This is a genomic window from Oligoflexia bacterium, assembly GCA_035326705.1.
Lineage (GTDB): Bacteria > Bdellovibrionota_G > JALEGL01 > JALEGL01 > JALEGL01 > JALEGL01.
The window spans coordinates 499,900-514,803 of record DAOLES010000001.1 but is presented as its reverse complement, the minus strand read 5'-3'; the positions used below and the strand labels follow the sequence as shown (position 1 = coordinate 514,803).

Below are 14,904 nucleotides of genomic sequence, written 5' to 3'. Positions count from 1 at the left end.
CTTAGGTTGCTAAGTTAAAAGTAAATGGATAAACCACCTCTACAACACCTCCACCGGGCTTAGGAAATGGCATTCTACGTACAACCCTTTGAATACAGCCTTCAACAGCGGCATTGTTCATGCCTGTTTCAGCAATACTCGTACTGGTCACACGTCCTTGAAGACCAATAACAAATCTTACAACAATCTTACCGCGCAGATCAGGCTGTCTAATCACTTGTCTTTCATAACAAGATCTAATTTGACCTAAATGGTTTCTAATAATTCTTGCAATAACTTCTTTTGGAATATTACCTTGAATGTAAACTTCTTCATCATCAATACTTGCAGAAACTGAAACATTCTTGTCTCCAGTTCCAAAATCAGAAAGACCGCCCATATTTTTATTGCCGCCACCTTTACCTTTGGTACCTAAGCCTTGGCCAATCGTTGCAGTATTGTTTCCACCACCAGATGCTGAGCCTCTTAAGCCTTTGCCTTCTCTAACTGTTGTTTCTCCAGGCAATCCTTGGCGCGCATCCTTACTACCTAATCTATCAATAGATTCAGTGATGTTAGAACCAGAGCCAATCAAATCATTTAAAACAGAGTTGTCATTCTTACTAAAGAAGCTGAGAACCCCAGTTTTATTAACGTCAACACGATTGGTCTTAGGGCCTTTTCTTCCCTTTACACCACGGCCCCTGCGGCCTTCTTGACCACCAGCTTTTGCGCCACTGCCTTCTTTACCAACGTTACCTCTAAGCTGTTTAGATCGAACAATAGCAGGTTGGTACTTTTTCATTTCTTGACTCTGAACAACAATCTTTTTGTATTGTTTTCTAATTTTTTCAGTTTTATCCTCTAAGTCAGGTTTTGGCATGACATAAGCTAAAATAAATATGAGCAAGTGGATAGCCGCAGACACTGCAAACCATTTAATGAAATAAGGATCTTTAAGTTGTTGTTTCCATGAAAAAGGAACAACAGTTTCATCTTGTGAGACAGATTCAAAATAGATTATAATCGTGTCATATACCAAAAACCCTTTGCTGCCGATGGGCAAAGTTGCTTCTTTGTAATTCTTTTTTTCAATCCCAACTTGTTCTTCAACTGCGGTCAGTTGATCGCCATACTCTAAGTAACCACTTGCATCAGGAGTGATTTTTAAGGTTATGGTTCCATCTGTATTGAGCTTTAAGATATCGAGCTTTTTATTAATATAATCTGAAGGTAACTTAATGCTCGCATTTTTATGAGAACCAAAATAGTGGAGTTCATTTTTTTGCAGCAACGTATCATTGATAATTTGATTAAAGGCTAATACAGTAACACGTAAGCGAAGCTTATCAGAGTTAATAATAGGGCTAGAGTTATTTTTATCGACCTTAAAACTAATTTTTAAGGTTTCATCATCAAAAACAATGCTTTGATTTTTACTTCTGGGTTTTAATGGTTTCATTAAAAGTCCTCAACGGATCTAATAATATTGGGTATAAATGATTCATCAAGATTTAACAAACGTTTAAAATATGTTTCAGGCCTTTCTTTTACAGTTACACCATCAGGCTTTTTTACATTTCCTAAAATATCAACTTCATCAAAGTTGTAAACGGTCACTTTAGGCTTTTTATTAGCTCCTGTGCTTTGTGCAAAAGCATTTTGGACCATAGAACAACCAAGAATAATGATAATTGCGTAAAATAATGGGTTTAACATTTTTTGCATTACTTTTTTTCTCCTCCTAAATCATTCGGTTTAGGTTGTTTCATAGATTGCGCCTGTCTAAGCATATTATACACTGGATGTGTTTTAGGGATAGTTTTTCCTTTTAAATTAATAAAACGCTTATAGTTTTTTATGGCTTCTTCTTTGTTTTGAAGCTTTAAATGGTTAATCAGACCTAAATTAAAAGCATTTTCTGCAAAGTTAGGGTTAACTTGATTAATATCCATAAAATGTTGATTGGCTTCCTCAATTTGATTTTTTGCAATCAAAGCAACGCCTAGGTTAAGCTTGGCGCTCTGATTTAAAGGTTCAATACTGAGTGCTTTTTTATACATTTTAATAGCATCGTCAAAGTTTGCATGATCTAAATAGATATTACCTAAGTTGATCACAGGCTCTATTAAGTTTTTGTCTAGATTAATTGCAGAGTTAAACTCTTTTATAGCACTATTATAAAAGCCCATTTTTAAGTATACCATGCCCAAGTTATTGAAGGTTTCGGCATTTTTAGGGTTGTATTTTTTGGCTTTTTGGAAAGTCAACTCAGCCAACTCACTTTTGCCAGTTTCATAATACAACAAACCAAGATTATTGATGGCATAAACATTGGTTTTGTTTTTTGACATGATTCCTTGAATATTGTTTAGAGCCTGGTTTTTGTTGCCAAGTTTTCTTTGAGCAGTAATCAAGTTATTGGCAATGGTCCAATTGTTCTTATTTTGACGTGCAACTTCAGCAAACAAACGTAAAGAATTTTTATCATTGCTTTCAAAAGAAGAGTAGGCCAAATTTAGCAATATTCCTTGGTCAGAAGGGCGGATGAGAGAGGCATTTTCATAAGCTTGTTTCGCTTTATAATGTAGGTCAAGCAAACGATAAATGTCAGCTAAACGTGTATAAGCACTAACAGCTCTGGGATTGGCATTGATTGCGGCTTCATTTTTTCTGATTTGGCTAGCCAAAGCTTCAGCTGAAGACGCACGAGCTTGGTCGGGCACTAAAAATGGTGATCTGTCAGTAACAATACTTTTTGTTTCAGGCTTTAATAAACCAGCTTTAGCGTTGAATTCAATGAGGGGTTCGTTGATAAACCATTGAATATAGGATTCACCTTGGCGCTGCGGGTATTTGTCAGGTTTATATTGGGTTAAGTTGTCATAAGCCTTAACAGTCCAGTCGTTATAAACATTCAGTTCAAAGGCCTTACTTATTGCTTTTTCATAAGCTTCAATTGCTTTTTGCTCAATTGGCAAGGCTCTGTTTTGCAATTCTTCTTGATACATTTGCTCTTGTTCCATACTTAAACCATTTGGGACGGGAGCATTAAACAGTGCTAGACTGAAGTTCTGATAGATAAGACCAACATGGTACAAAGACTTTACACCAACTTCAGCATCACCCAAGTCAATGATTGAAAAGTAATCATCTTTAAGCTCTTTTAATAACTTGGCCTTTCTTTCAATTGAAGCCGCTAGAGCACGTTGAGGCATTCTAAATTCAATTCTATTAAACTCATCAAATTTTTCTTGAACTAATTCAAATTGAGCTTTTGCAGCATAAGAAATACCTGATTTATAGCGCTTAGCATTTTTAATAGCTTCATTGTATGAAGCGTTTCTTGCGTTGATGTTTCCAATGTTTTTTTGTGCAAAACCTCTTCTATAAGAAGCTTCAGCAAATTTTTCTTTTTGTTTTGGGTAACGATTTGGGAAGTTATAAAAAACAGCACTTGCTTTTTTCCAATCTTTGATTTTTTCATAAATCAAACCTGTTGCAAAATAAGCATCATGAACATCATCAGATTTTGGGTATCGACTGATATAAAGATTATAGTTTTTAAGAGATTGATCGTATTGTTTTAAATGCTCTCTATAGAGGGCAGCATTGTATAAAGCTGCTGAAGCAAGTTCAGATTGTGGAAACCGAGTTGCTAGAATTTCAAACTGTTCGGAGGCATTTAAGTAATCTAGTTTATTGTCAAAGTGTGTTGCTAAAGCAAGAATCATCTTTGGAACCAAAGGAGATTTTGAATAGTCTTTTAAAAAGCGTCTAGATGTTTTTAATGCTGAATTTGAATCGTTGCCGTTTAGGTAATCAATTGCAGCATTGTATAAGGCTTTGTCTGCAAATTTTGATTCAGGATATTTATCGGCCAAGCTTTCATATTTTCTCGCTGCCTCAATAAACTTGCTTTTTTCTTCTAAGCCTTTTGCTTTTTGGAAAATAGAGCCTTGAATCAGTTCAAGCATAAGCTTTTTGTTTTCTGGTGTTGCAAAACTTTTTACAGCAAGATATTCAGACGCATATTTTTCAAGATTATCCCAATCCTTTTGGATGTTGTAAATATCCAAGATCAAATGTCTAGATGCATTGGCAGCGGGGGAGTCCGGGTAACGTCTAATCACATCAAAAAATATTTTTTGAGAAGTATCGAACTGATTGTAATTATAATACAGTTGTGCAATCTGAAAGTATACTTTTGAAGCACGTTCATCTTTTGGGTAACGTTTTTGGTAAGCAGTGTCTGCCGCGATAAGCCGTTTTGCATAATTTGAAAGGGGTGTTTTTACATAGGTATCACTTTTCTTGTTTTTGATTGTTTTTTCAACACCAGCATAATAGGCTTCTTCTAATCGGCTTAATGAGTCAATTAAACCAATGAGAGCCAATTGATTCTTTGTCCCTTCTTTCTGAGCTTTAAGCATTGCTGCATACTGTTCTGCAGATTTTTCATAGACTTTGTTCTTAAATAAGAGATTGGCGTATAAAAAGCGCATTTCATAGCCATTTTTATGATTTTCAAACCACTTAACGTAATTGTCATAAAACTTAAGAGCAAGTTCCGTATAATTTTGGGCTTTAACTTTATTCGATGTTTCGCTTTTCTGAGCCATTTCATGGTGATGCTTTGCCAAAAACCGTGCATACACTTCAGATCGGTTGTAAGCATATTCTAAAGCATCGCTTCTGCCTTTATTTTGTCTATCCCAAGCAGAGCCGGGTAAATAGCGGGGCATGAAGATTTGCATTTCACGCATGGCACGCTGTAACTGCTCACTTTTTTCATAAGACTCAATAATTTTAGAATGATGCCTTGGAGCATCTGGGTGGTAAGGATCCAACGAGATGAGTTTTTGTAAGGCATTTACCGCTTTGTTGTATTCTGATTTTTCAAAGTAGATATTGGCTAACTTCTCAATGACCAAACGTGCATACTCTGGTTCACCAATGGATACAAAGTACTTTCTAGCGGGTTCTATTAGACCAAGGTCAGAGTAAAATAAAATAAGATCTTTTAAGGCTTCACGACGTAAGTTAATCTCATTTTGTTTATCTTTTGAGATTTTGACAACTTTCTGCATGACTTTAAGCGCACCATTGATGTTACTTTTGTTATAGTAACACCAAGATATCTTATAAAGTGCGCTGGTATTAAATTGGTTTTCTGATTTTAAAACAACACTGTAAGCATTGATTGCTTTGTTGAAATCTCTATTATTAAAATAATAATCACCAAGTGTCATGTATGCACCGGTTGAATATTTACTTTTAGGAAAACGTTTGATGAGCAGGTTTAAGTATTTTACGGCATCTTTTGAGTTGATCTCACTGGCATGAAAGCCTGCTAAAAACAAAACTTCATCCAAGCGGTCATAGTTAGGAGCAATTTTTACAATTCTCTTATAAAGATTAAATGATCGAGCACCAGAAAACTTTGGTTCAACCGGTTCTTTGGCAATCTTCTTTTTTAGAAAAAGATCATACTTACGTTCAAAATCATCCATTTTTTTAAAATACTCAGAACGTTCGTAAAGCCAGTATAGGTCAGCCATTCTAAAATAGACTTCGGCAGTTTGGTTGGCGGGTTGTTTACGCTTAGCAAGACGATTTAGCAAGCGCAACTCTTCACGAATTTTTTCTGCCAAAGCAGCATCAACCTTATAGTCAGGGATATTAAAGGCTTTAAAAATAGGGTTGGATATTTGTCCAGTTCTTTGTTCAGGCTTTTTTTCAACTGCATAAGCTAGTTGAATTGGACTTATTAAATTAAGAACTAAACAAAGAACAAGTATTTTTTTTAAATCTGTTAAATTCAAGTATGGTCTCCATAAGTAGCAAAGCTACTTCTTGTCTGAGGTTGTGTCCTTACATATAGATTTAAGATTATACAGATAATAGCCCACTTCGTCAGCCCAATATTCACCCGTATATTCCCACCAAACCATAGATTCTCTTAGACTGTCGGTAAATTTAGGTTTAATAAGGTTAGCATTCAAGTCAACTGGAGGGGCTAGTCTCAATGATCTGGTTTGCAAAATTTTTCTTTCAGTACTGACAATTTCGTATCTTAAGAAATCTTTTAAAGTAAAAAAGTCTTCAATTAATTGTCGAGTTTGCTTTAGTTTTTGTCCTGCTAGCCAACTTGCTCTTTGGGTTAGCTCACGTTCCTTCTGTGTGATAAGGTTGGTAATCACTTTTGCATTATTTTGATCCAGTTTACCCAGCAACTCACGCTCTTTTTGCAGAGACTCAATGTACTGATGAATTCCCCAGAAGTCGCGGTTAGCACTGGCTAAGTTAAATAAATCTCTATAGCGATAAATCATCTTTCCAGATTTTTGTCTTTCTTTGCCACTTAGAGCATTGTAATAAAGTTTTGGAGATCTATTGCTTTTGGCAAAATTATCAATTTGGCGGGCAATCCCTTTAAACTCATCTTCTACGCCACTCAAAGCGGTTAAGGCATCATCATATAAGCAAAGTTCAAGGAATATAGCGCCTTTTAAAAGATATGATTTTAAAAAGTAAACTTGCTCATAAAACGGTGAGTTAACAGAATGTAAAACAGATAAAGAGGCATTGAACTGACGCATCTTAAATAGTGCCCAACTTGATTCGTACAAACCTTGTGGGTAATAGTTGTTGTCTTTTTGAACTTTTTTATAATAAACAATAGCCAAAGGATAATTGCGTTGCTCATAATATATGCGGCCCAAGGCAAGATTGGCGAGTTGTTTAAGACGGGTCTCTTCGTAGTAAAGTTTGTTTTTTCTCTCATTTGAGATGTCTTTATAGAAGTCTATAGCTTTTGCATAACTATTGTTTTTTATAGCAATTGTACCCAGCAAATAACGTGAAGCCAGATACAAGCGATTGTTTTTTGATATTGAGTACAAAAGTTTAATAGCTCTGCGGTAGTTTTTTTTCAGGTAGAGGTCTTTTGCCACAAAATAACGAAACTCTTCTTTTAAAGATTTAGGCACCTTTTTATCACTAATCGTTGAGGCTAAATATAGGATGAGCTCATCATCTTTAAGATGTTGTGCTATGGCTATAGATTGTCTGAGAGACTCATGGGTGTAAACACGAAGCTTGTCATTTTCAACAATATCAACATAATACAGTAATGAAGCGTAATAAGCACCCATGTTACTCAAACTTTGAGCAATATAATACTTTGAGTAGCCATATTCTGGGAAAGACTTAAAGCGTGAGTTGTTGAGTATGCTGCTAAACACTGAAAATGACTTTTCATAGTTTTGCTTTTTATACTCAACCCGACCTTCATTAAGCGTCTCAACCAATCGTGTATACAAAGGGTTGTTTCTAACCAAACGGGCTCTTTTTTCTAACTCACGGTCAATTCTTCTTTCAACCAAGTCAGTTTTTTTGTTGTCCTGTCCTATTTCTGCAATACCTTGCTTAGAGCTAGCACATGCAGATAAAATAAGGCTACTGCTTAATAAAGAAAGGCCTATCAGTGAAAAATAAAGTTTATTTTTTTTCAAAAGCATTATTTATTAGTCCTTTGGGGTTGATGGTAAAAAGAAAGATAAACCTATAGAATACACTCTATTATTTGCAATTTGGTTGAAGGGAGCACCTTCACGAACAGTAAAGTTTCTAAAGTCTAGTTTTAATGCAGTAGATTGATTAAGGAAAATTTTTAAACCTGTACCAACATTGATTCCAAAACGTTGTGAACGCTCATTGTCAAACATCCCAGCCCCAGCAACAAAATACCAGTCAAAGTGATAGATTTTTTTTGAGAAAATCGCAAACTTACCGTAAATTGGAGAAAAAATTAAGTTCGCAAAATAAATGTTTTTTGCTGGGTCTGGAGCGGGGTCAAGGTCTACACCACAGGTTGAAACAGGGTTCATCATTAAGTCAGTCACTATCAAGTTGGGGGGGCAAGGCACGTTTTGTAAATCATTGATGATTGCGCGTTCTTGATGGAATACGCGCGAATAAGAAGCTTCAATGGCTAAGCCTTCTTTAATATGAAAGGTTGGTCTGATTTGAACAAACTCATAAAATAAAAACTGGTTATCCGCATTGATACCCAAGTCAAATCCAACCTCTGCACGGCCTTTTTTTCTAAAAACACGTCTTTGTACGACATCAATGCCTTCTTTTCTATACGAGCCAATGGATGTATTGGTGTCTTTGTTTTTTGTTTGTGAAACAGCGCTTCCAGGTGCAACCAACAGCGTTGCAAGTAAAATACCAGTGAACGTTATTTTTATATTCATTATGCCCTCATGATTGATGTTTTTAGAAATATAATTTATGGACCAATTCTTACCATGGTTCACTATTAAGAGTAGCAAAAGCTAAAGTGTTTTTCAATTTTATTGAATAAAATCAACACAATAATTAGCCTTTGTTGGGGTATGTTAAATACTTATCTAAAGAGTGATTTTTCTGCATAGCTTTAGTTGATTCTTTAGTATAAATGTTGAGCTAATACCTGTAAATTTAAAAACATATGTTAACTAAAAATAAAAATAATCAGGTTCAACGTTCTACAAAGCATTTGCAAGTTTATCGGCATGTGAAGGCTTTTTTAAATAGGCATAAAATTTTAAAACAAAAAAAAATTGTTGCTGTGTCAGGAGGGGTAGACTCAATGGTTTTGTTTTTTGTTTTGGCTGAAATAGCAAAGCAAGAACAACTTGAGATTCCTTTGCCAATATACATTGCCCATCAACAAAGAAAACAAGTTGATGAAAAAAAAGATATAGAACTTATTCAAGTATTGTTACAAAACTACAAACTTGATTTGTGTGTAAAACAACTTAATGTATCCAGTCAAATATTGTCAGAAGAAAAGTTAAGGTCCTTACGCCAAAAAGCTTTGCTTGAATATGCAAAAGAAGAGCAAAGTCAATGCATTTTAAGTGGGCACCATTTAGATGATCAAATTGAAAGTTTTTTTATCAGACTGTTTTCAGGGACTCATTTTCAAGGCTTGTCTGGTATGTCTGAATTCTCGGGTAAATGTTTTTATAAGCCATTTTTAAATCTATCAAAACAAACTTTGTTGAGTGTTGCTAAAGATAATGGACTGTTATTCAATGTTGATACAAGTAATTTAAGTACGGATTTTACAAGAAACCATATTAGAAATGTTTTATTGCCTTTGCTCAGTGCACAGTATGGAAATAAATATAAGGCAAATGTTTTAGAATTCATGCAAGACTGTAAAGATGTGACACAGTACCTAGCCATGGATTTAAATCATATGCTTGCATTAAGTGCATTGCAAGAAGAAGAGTTTTTAAGGGAACCATTGTTAAAGTTTTCTGATTTGCAAATTAAGTTTTTTTTAAATTATGTTTTTAATAAAAAAGACAAATCATTGAATGGGGATCAGCTGAATAAAATGCTTCATTTGTTTCGTAAAGGCCAAGGCAGTTATTGTCTTACAAACAAAACTGTATATAGGGTGTGTGAAAAAAAAATAAGTATCAAGCATGATGCTTGCTCAACATGATTAGTTTGCGTAATCTGTTGTTGTTATATTATGTAACATATGTCTAGAGTATAAAAGGTTTAATCGCAATGGACGCTTATATTTTATACTCTTTTTATTTGTGTTATTTGTGAAAGTGCGTAGTAAAGCGCAACTTCCTTTAATATATAAAGTGAGAGGTATAAGTTGAAATCAAATCGCATTTTTTTATGGTTACTGCTGGCAGTGGTGTTCTTTTTGATTTTTCAATCTTTTGAAAAGTCTTCAAGTGAACAAGCTATTGAGCTGACTTATAGCGAGTTTAGAAAAAGTGTAAGAGCAGGGCATGTTAAAAGTATTGAGGTGGGCCCGGAAAAACTGAAAGGTGAGTTTTTTTCAAAAAAAGAAAATGAAACAATTGCCCCCGATCGTGAGAAAAAAGTTTTTATCAGTCATTGGTTTGGTGAAGCAGATGAATTAATACAATTTCTTGAAGAGAATGCAGTAGAAGATATAAAACTACAACCTTTGAATCGCCAGGACTTTTTACGCAACTTATTATTGTGGAGCATTCCTTTTATACTGGGTTTTATTTTGCTTTTGTTTTTCTTCCGACAAGTACAGGCGGGGAATGGTAAAGCAATGAGTTTTGGCAAGTCAAAAATAAAAATAGCAGACCCAAAAAAAAGTAGAATCACATTTGCTGATGTAGCAGGTGTTGAAGAAGCAAAGGAAGAGCTTGAAGAAATAATAGATTTTCTTAAATTTCCCAAAAAATATACAACTCTGGGAGCAAAGATTCCTAAAGGGGTCATGTTGGTTGGAGCACCGGGAACTGGCAAAACACTCCTGGCTAAAGCAGTGGCAGGTGAAGCTCATGTTCCTTTTTTAACCATATCTGGCTCTGATTTTGTTGAGATGTTTGTTGGAGTAGGAGCTTCACGAGTACGAGATCTTTTTGAGCAAGCAAAAAAGTCAGCGCCATGTATTGTATTCGTTGATGAAATTGACGCTGTTGGCAGAAAAAGAGGTGCTGGTTTAGGCGGTGGACATGACGAGCGTGAACAAACCCTAAATCAACTCTTAGTAGAAATGGATGGTTTTGAAGATAATAATGGAATCATTATGATGGCAGCGACTAACCGCCCAGATGTTCTTGATCCAGCATTGTTAAGACCGGGCCGTTTTGATCGTCAGGTTGTTGTATCAAGACCTGATTTGCGGGGAAGGGAAGGCATTCTTAGAGTTCATACAAAGGGTACGCCATTGAATGACGATGTAGATTTAAATGTTCTAGCTAGAGCAACATCAGGATTTACAGGTGCGGATATACATAATTTGGTTAATGAAGCAGCACTTATGGCAGCTAGACTTGGTTTAAAGACTGTAAATAAGCATTGCTTTGAAGAAGCAAAAGACAAAGTGATTTTGGGCAAAGAGAGAAAAACCACCATCATGAATGAGCAGGACAAAAAACTCACCTCATATCATGAAGCGGGCCATGCCTTGCTTGCTAAACTTTTACCAGAAACAGATCCAGTTCATAAAGTTACAATTATTCCAAGGGGAATGGCTTTAGGTGTAACTCACCAAATGCCAATTGAAGATCGATACACCTTAAATCAGAATCAAGCGGAATCGAGTATAGCAATTTTAATGGGAGGTCGCTTGGCAGAAGAGATTGTTTTTAAAGTCAAGTGTAATGGGGCATCCAATGATATTGAAAAAGCAACAGAGTTAGCCAGAAGAATGGTTTGTGAATGGGGGATGAGCTCAAGTTTAGGGCCTATAGCTTTTGGGCATAATGAACAAGAGATTTTTCTGGCAAAAGAAGTTGCACATCAATCCAATTATAGTGAAAAAACAGCTCAGCTGGTTGATGCAGAAATTAAGAAAATAATCGATAGAAACTACAAACGAGGAAAAGATCTTTTGCAGAAAAATAGAGGGACTCTAGATAAGATTGCCAAGGTTTTGCTGGAAAGAGAAACTTTATCAGGTGAAGATCTAGACATTTTAATTACTGGTGGAGACTTGCCGCAAAGCTAAAAAGTTTTAAAAGATTGGGTAAAAACATTTGATATAAACTGTTTTGGTCTTAATCAGTAAAATCTGACAATTTCATCAGAAATAATGGTAATTTATTTGCTGGGGCCGGTTTTCATCTGATAAACTGATGCTTAGGTGCCTATAAAATCAATCAGTAATATAAAAGAAGTAGAATGACAGAATTGTTGCGTTCAGTTACAGAATACCTGTCTATACATTCTGTCATTGATTTGATCGATATTCTTGCAGTGTCTTTGATTGTATTTGCTTTTTTACGTTTTATCAAAGGAACTAGAGCAATTTATATGTTGATTGGCCTCAGCCTAGCGCTGTTGGTTTTTTGGCTATCTTCAGTATTTAACTTACAGACACTTAATTGGATTTTGTCTCATCTTCTTAGTAGTTTGGTCTTTATCCTTATTATTTTATTTCAGGCAGAAATTAGAAGGATGTTAACACGTGTTGGAAGGGCTCCTGTGTTTTCATTTTTAGATACGGCAAACGAATCCAGAGTGATTGAGGAGTTGGTTAAAGCCTGTACATCCTTAGCAAATAGGAAAATAGGCGCGTTAATTGTAGTACAAAAAGAAGCGGATGTTATGGAATACATTGATGTTGGAGTTAAACTTGAAGCATTGGTTTCTAAAGAGTTAATATCAAGTATTTTTTTACCATCATCTCCCATTCATGATGGAGCAATCGTTATAAAGCAAGATCAAATTTTAGCAGCAGGATGTTTTTTGCCGCTATTGATGTCCAGTAAGATTAATAAAAACCTTGGTACGCGGCATAGAGCTGCTGTTGGTATTACGGAGGAAACAGATGCTTTGGTTATTGTTGTCTCTGAAGAGAAGGGGTGGATATCGATAGCAAAAGATGGCCAGTTGTTAAGTGGTATTGAAGCAACTAAGTTGAAAGAACTTTTGGCACAAAATATTCTTTCAAGGACAAAGTCATGAAAAGAAAATTATTAAAAGTTTTAGCTAATTTAAATACGGAGTTTGCTTTAAAAATTCTTTCTGTTTTGATTGCTTTGCTTTTATGGTCATATGTAAAAAGTGAACAGAAACAACAACGCAGTTTAGATGTTGAGCTAGAGTTGGTTAATTTGCCTAATCATCTTATGCTTGAGAGAGAAGTTGATGCACAAATTAAGGTAAAGGTTATTGGGCCAAAGAGTCGTGTAGAGAGCATGAATCAAGAGTATTTAGGGACTTTAAGTCTTGATTTAAGTAAAAGTCATATTGGCTTGAATACTTTTTGGATTCAAGAAGATGACTTTAAGTTGCCTTACGGAATAAAAATAGATCGTATTGTGCCACAAATTATTCGTGTAGATTTGGATAAAGCCATTACCAATACCCTGCCAGTTTTACCTAAGTTTATTGGTAAATTGCCTGAAGGCTTTGAAATGACCTCATATGATCTTGATCCAGAAGTGATGACCGTTAAAGGTACACAAAGAAGTATGGAGGCATTAAAGAAACTGTATACAACTGATATAGATTTAAAAAGTATGCGCTCCTATTATGAACAAGAAGTTCCTATTGATACCAGCTCTTTAAATGTAAAATTACAACATAATACGGTTTTATTACGCGTAACGATTAAAGAAAATACAGTAAGCAAAACATTAAAGAAAGTTGCTATTCAGTATGATTCAGAGCTGTATCGTGTCAATCCCAAAACAGTGACAATAAATGTAGAAGGTATGGCAGGGGATATGCTTTCTCTCGATCAAAAAAACATTAATGTTGAAATTGAAGAGCTACCAAATTTATTTCAGCCGGCAATTAAAATTAATCCTATTGTTAGTGGATTGCCTAAAAATGTACGCTATACAGTTTTTCCAGAATCAGTTAGTGTGCAAAGAATTAAAAAATAAAAGTAGTATTATCTATGTTGAAAGCTACAGATGGAGTTGATGTGACAAAACTTTTTGGTACGGATGGTATAAGAGGTAGAGCAAATGTTTTCCCAATGACAGCAGATAATGTCGTTAAAGTTGGACAAGCTTTAGGTTTATTGCTTGAACAAAAAAAACGAAGGCGAGTATTGATTGGTAAAGATACTCGGTTATCAAGCTATATGTTTGAACAAGCTATAGCAGCAGGTTTGATGTCAACAGGTGCAGAAGCAATGCTTGTCGGACCCATGCCAACGCCTGCTATATCTTACTTGACTGAAACCATGCGCGCTGAAGCTGGAGTAATGATTTCAGCTTCTCATAACTCCTATGAAGATAATGGCATAAAAATATTTGGACCTGATGGGTATAAGTTGAGTGATGAAGATGAAGCCTTTATTGAAGATATGGTTGCAAATAGTACAAAAATTAACCAACTTCTTAAGGCAGACAATTCGGGTAGAGCCTATAGGTTAGATGATGCCCGTGGACGTTATATATCGCACCTAAAATACAATTTTCCCAAAGAGTTTGATTTGTTGGGATATAAAGTTGTTATTGATTGTGCCAATGGAGCGGCATATAAAATTGCACCAACCACCTTTGAAGAGTTAGGAGCTCAATGTATTGTAATTGAAAATAAGCCCAATGGGACCAATATCAATAAAAATTGTGGCGCAGTTCATCCGCAAAATATGCAAAAAACAGTTATAGAACATGAAGCCGATTTTGGCATTTGTCTTGATGGAGATGCAGACCGTTTAATCATGTGTGATGAAAAGGGTGTGATTTTAGATGGCGATGATTTACTTTATGTTCTGATTAATAGCATGATTGCAAACAATAAAAAACCAAAAGGTCTTGTTGGTACTTTAATGAGTAATATGGCATTAGAGAAGTTTTGTTATCAACATGATATCCAGTTTTTAAGAGCCAACGTTGGTGACAGGTATGTGGTTGAAAAAATGCGTGAAAATAACTGGTGTCTAGGAGGTGAAACCTCAGGCCATATTATTTACTTACCCAATTGCAATACAGGGGATGGAATTATGAATGCCCTACATATAGCGGCAGTGCTTTGTCAAACTGGGAAAAAACTTTCAGAACTTACGCAAGCATTTAAAAAATTTCCTCAAGAAATGATCAATATTGAAGTGCAACAAAAAAAACCTCTTGAATCCTGTATAGAACTTAATAAAACAATTGCATTGGCAGAACAAAGTTTAAATGATCAGGGAAGGGTTTTAGTTCGTTATTCTGGAACAGAAAACAAATTAAGAATCATGGTTGAAGCACATTCTGAGACTGTACTTAAAGAACAAATCAAAAAGCTTGTTTCATGCGCCAAAAGTGAGTTAAGTTGATTTAAGTGGGTTTAATTAAAAAATATTTAGGCTATTAAATAAGGGAGTCCTTATGCTGAATCTAAATTGGGTAGGTGCAATATATAAGTAATATTTTATTATTGCAGTAAAAACTCATGCTCTTTGCAAGTATAGCTTAA

Annotated in this window: 10 protein-coding genes; 5 read left to right on the top strand and 5 right to left on the bottom strand. The window is 35.2% G+C overall.

Translation table 11 applies throughout. The features are described 5' to 3' along the window. Position 1: 1 nt before the first annotated feature. From PKC21_02380 to PKC21_02360, 5 genes are read right to left on the bottom strand one after another with little or no spacing between them, the layout of a single operon-like run. Positions 2-1,441, bottom strand: a complete 1,440-nt coding sequence (locus tag PKC21_02380; GenBank protein HMR24178.1) for an AgmX/PglI C-terminal domain-containing protein — start codon at positions 1,439-1,441, stop codon at positions 2-4. Further along, positions 1,441-1,707, bottom strand: coding sequence for a hypothetical protein (locus PKC21_02375; GenBank protein HMR24177.1), 267 nt, complete (start codon positions 1,705-1,707; stop codon positions 1,441-1,443). Before PKC21_02375 ends, PKC21_02380 begins: the two co-directional genes overlap by 1 nt. After that, entirely contained in the window at positions 1,707-5,804 is a 4,098-nt protein-coding gene (locus PKC21_02370) for a tetratricopeptide repeat protein (protein HMR24176.1), read from the bottom strand. Before PKC21_02370 ends, PKC21_02375 begins: the two co-directional genes overlap by 1 nt. Positions 5,805-5,828: 24 nt before the next feature. Beyond that, positions 5,829-7,502 carry a hypothetical protein gene (locus tag PKC21_02365; GenBank protein ID HMR24175.1) on the bottom strand — a complete coding sequence of 558 codons (1,674 nt, stop codon included), beginning with the start codon at positions 7,500-7,502 and terminating at the stop codon, positions 5,829-5,831. 6 nt (positions 7,503-7,508) lie between these two features. Further along, the gene (locus PKC21_02360) at positions 7,509-8,243 is read right to left on the bottom strand and encodes an outer membrane beta-barrel domain-containing protein (protein ID HMR24174.1); all 735 of its coding nucleotides are present in this window, start codon (positions 8,241-8,243) and stop codon (positions 7,509-7,511) included. Between the two features lie 236 nt (positions 8,244-8,479). Here PKC21_02360 and tilS point away from each other — a divergent pair, with 236 nt between their 5' ends. The 5 genes from tilS to glmM all read left to right on the top strand — a co-directional run bounded on the left by tilS (position 8,480) and on the right by glmM (position 14,764). Then, entirely contained in the window at positions 8,480-9,487 is a 1,008-nt protein-coding gene (tilS, locus tag PKC21_02355) for a tRNA lysidine(34) synthetase TilS (protein HMR24173.1), read from the top strand. Positions 9,488-9,652: 165 nt separating this feature from the next. Next, entirely contained in the window at positions 9,653-11,494 is a 1,842-nt protein-coding gene (ftsH, locus tag PKC21_02350; GenBank protein ID HMR24172.1) for an ATP-dependent zinc metalloprotease FtsH, read from the top strand. A gap of 173 nt (positions 11,495-11,667) precedes the next feature. Continuing rightward, entirely contained in the window at positions 11,668-12,453 is a 786-nt protein-coding gene (gene cdaA / locus PKC21_02345) for a diadenylate cyclase CdaA (GenBank protein ID HMR24171.1), read from the top strand. Continuing rightward, complete coding sequence (locus PKC21_02340; GenBank protein ID HMR24170.1) at positions 12,450-13,379, top strand: CdaR family protein; 930 nt, start codon at positions 12,450-12,452, stop codon at positions 13,377-13,379. Before cdaA ends, PKC21_02340 begins: the two co-directional genes overlap by 4 nt. Positions 13,380-13,393: 14 nt before the next feature. Beyond that, the gene (glmM, locus tag PKC21_02335) at positions 13,394-14,764 is read left to right on the top strand and encodes a phosphoglucosamine mutase (GenBank protein ID HMR24169.1); all 1,371 of its coding nucleotides are present in this window, start codon (positions 13,394-13,396) and stop codon (positions 14,762-14,764) included. Positions 14,765-14,904: the final 140 nt, after the last annotated feature.

Bases quoted from the DNA above. Each gene is read 5' to 3' on its own strand.
- PKC21_02360 (HMR24174.1), bottom strand. From the start codon at position 8,243: ATGAATATAAAAATAACGTTCACTGGTATTTTACTTGCAACGCTGTTG.
- cdaA (HMR24171.1), top strand. From the start codon at position 11,668: ATGACAGAATTGTTGCGTTCAGTTACAGAATACCTGTCTATACATTCT.
- PKC21_02340 (HMR24170.1), top strand. From the start codon at position 12,450: ATGAAAAGAAAATTATTAAAAGTTTTAGCTAATTTAAATACGGAGTTT.
- tilS (HMR24173.1), top strand. From the start codon at position 8,480: ATGTTAACTAAAAATAAAAATAATCAGGTTCAACGTTCTACAAAGCAT.
- PKC21_02380 (HMR24178.1), bottom strand. From the start codon at position 1,441: ATGAAACCATTAAAACCCAGAAGTAAAAATCAAAGCATTGTTTTTGAT.
- PKC21_02375 (HMR24177.1), bottom strand. From the start codon at position 1,707: ATGCAAAAAATGTTAAACCCATTATTTTACGCAATTATCATTATTCTT.
- glmM (HMR24169.1), top strand. From the start codon at position 13,394: ATGTTGAAAGCTACAGATGGAGTTGATGTGACAAAACTTTTTGGTACG.
- PKC21_02365 (HMR24175.1), bottom strand. From the start codon at position 7,502: ATGCTTTTGAAAAAAAATAAACTTTATTTTTCACTGATAGGCCTTTCT.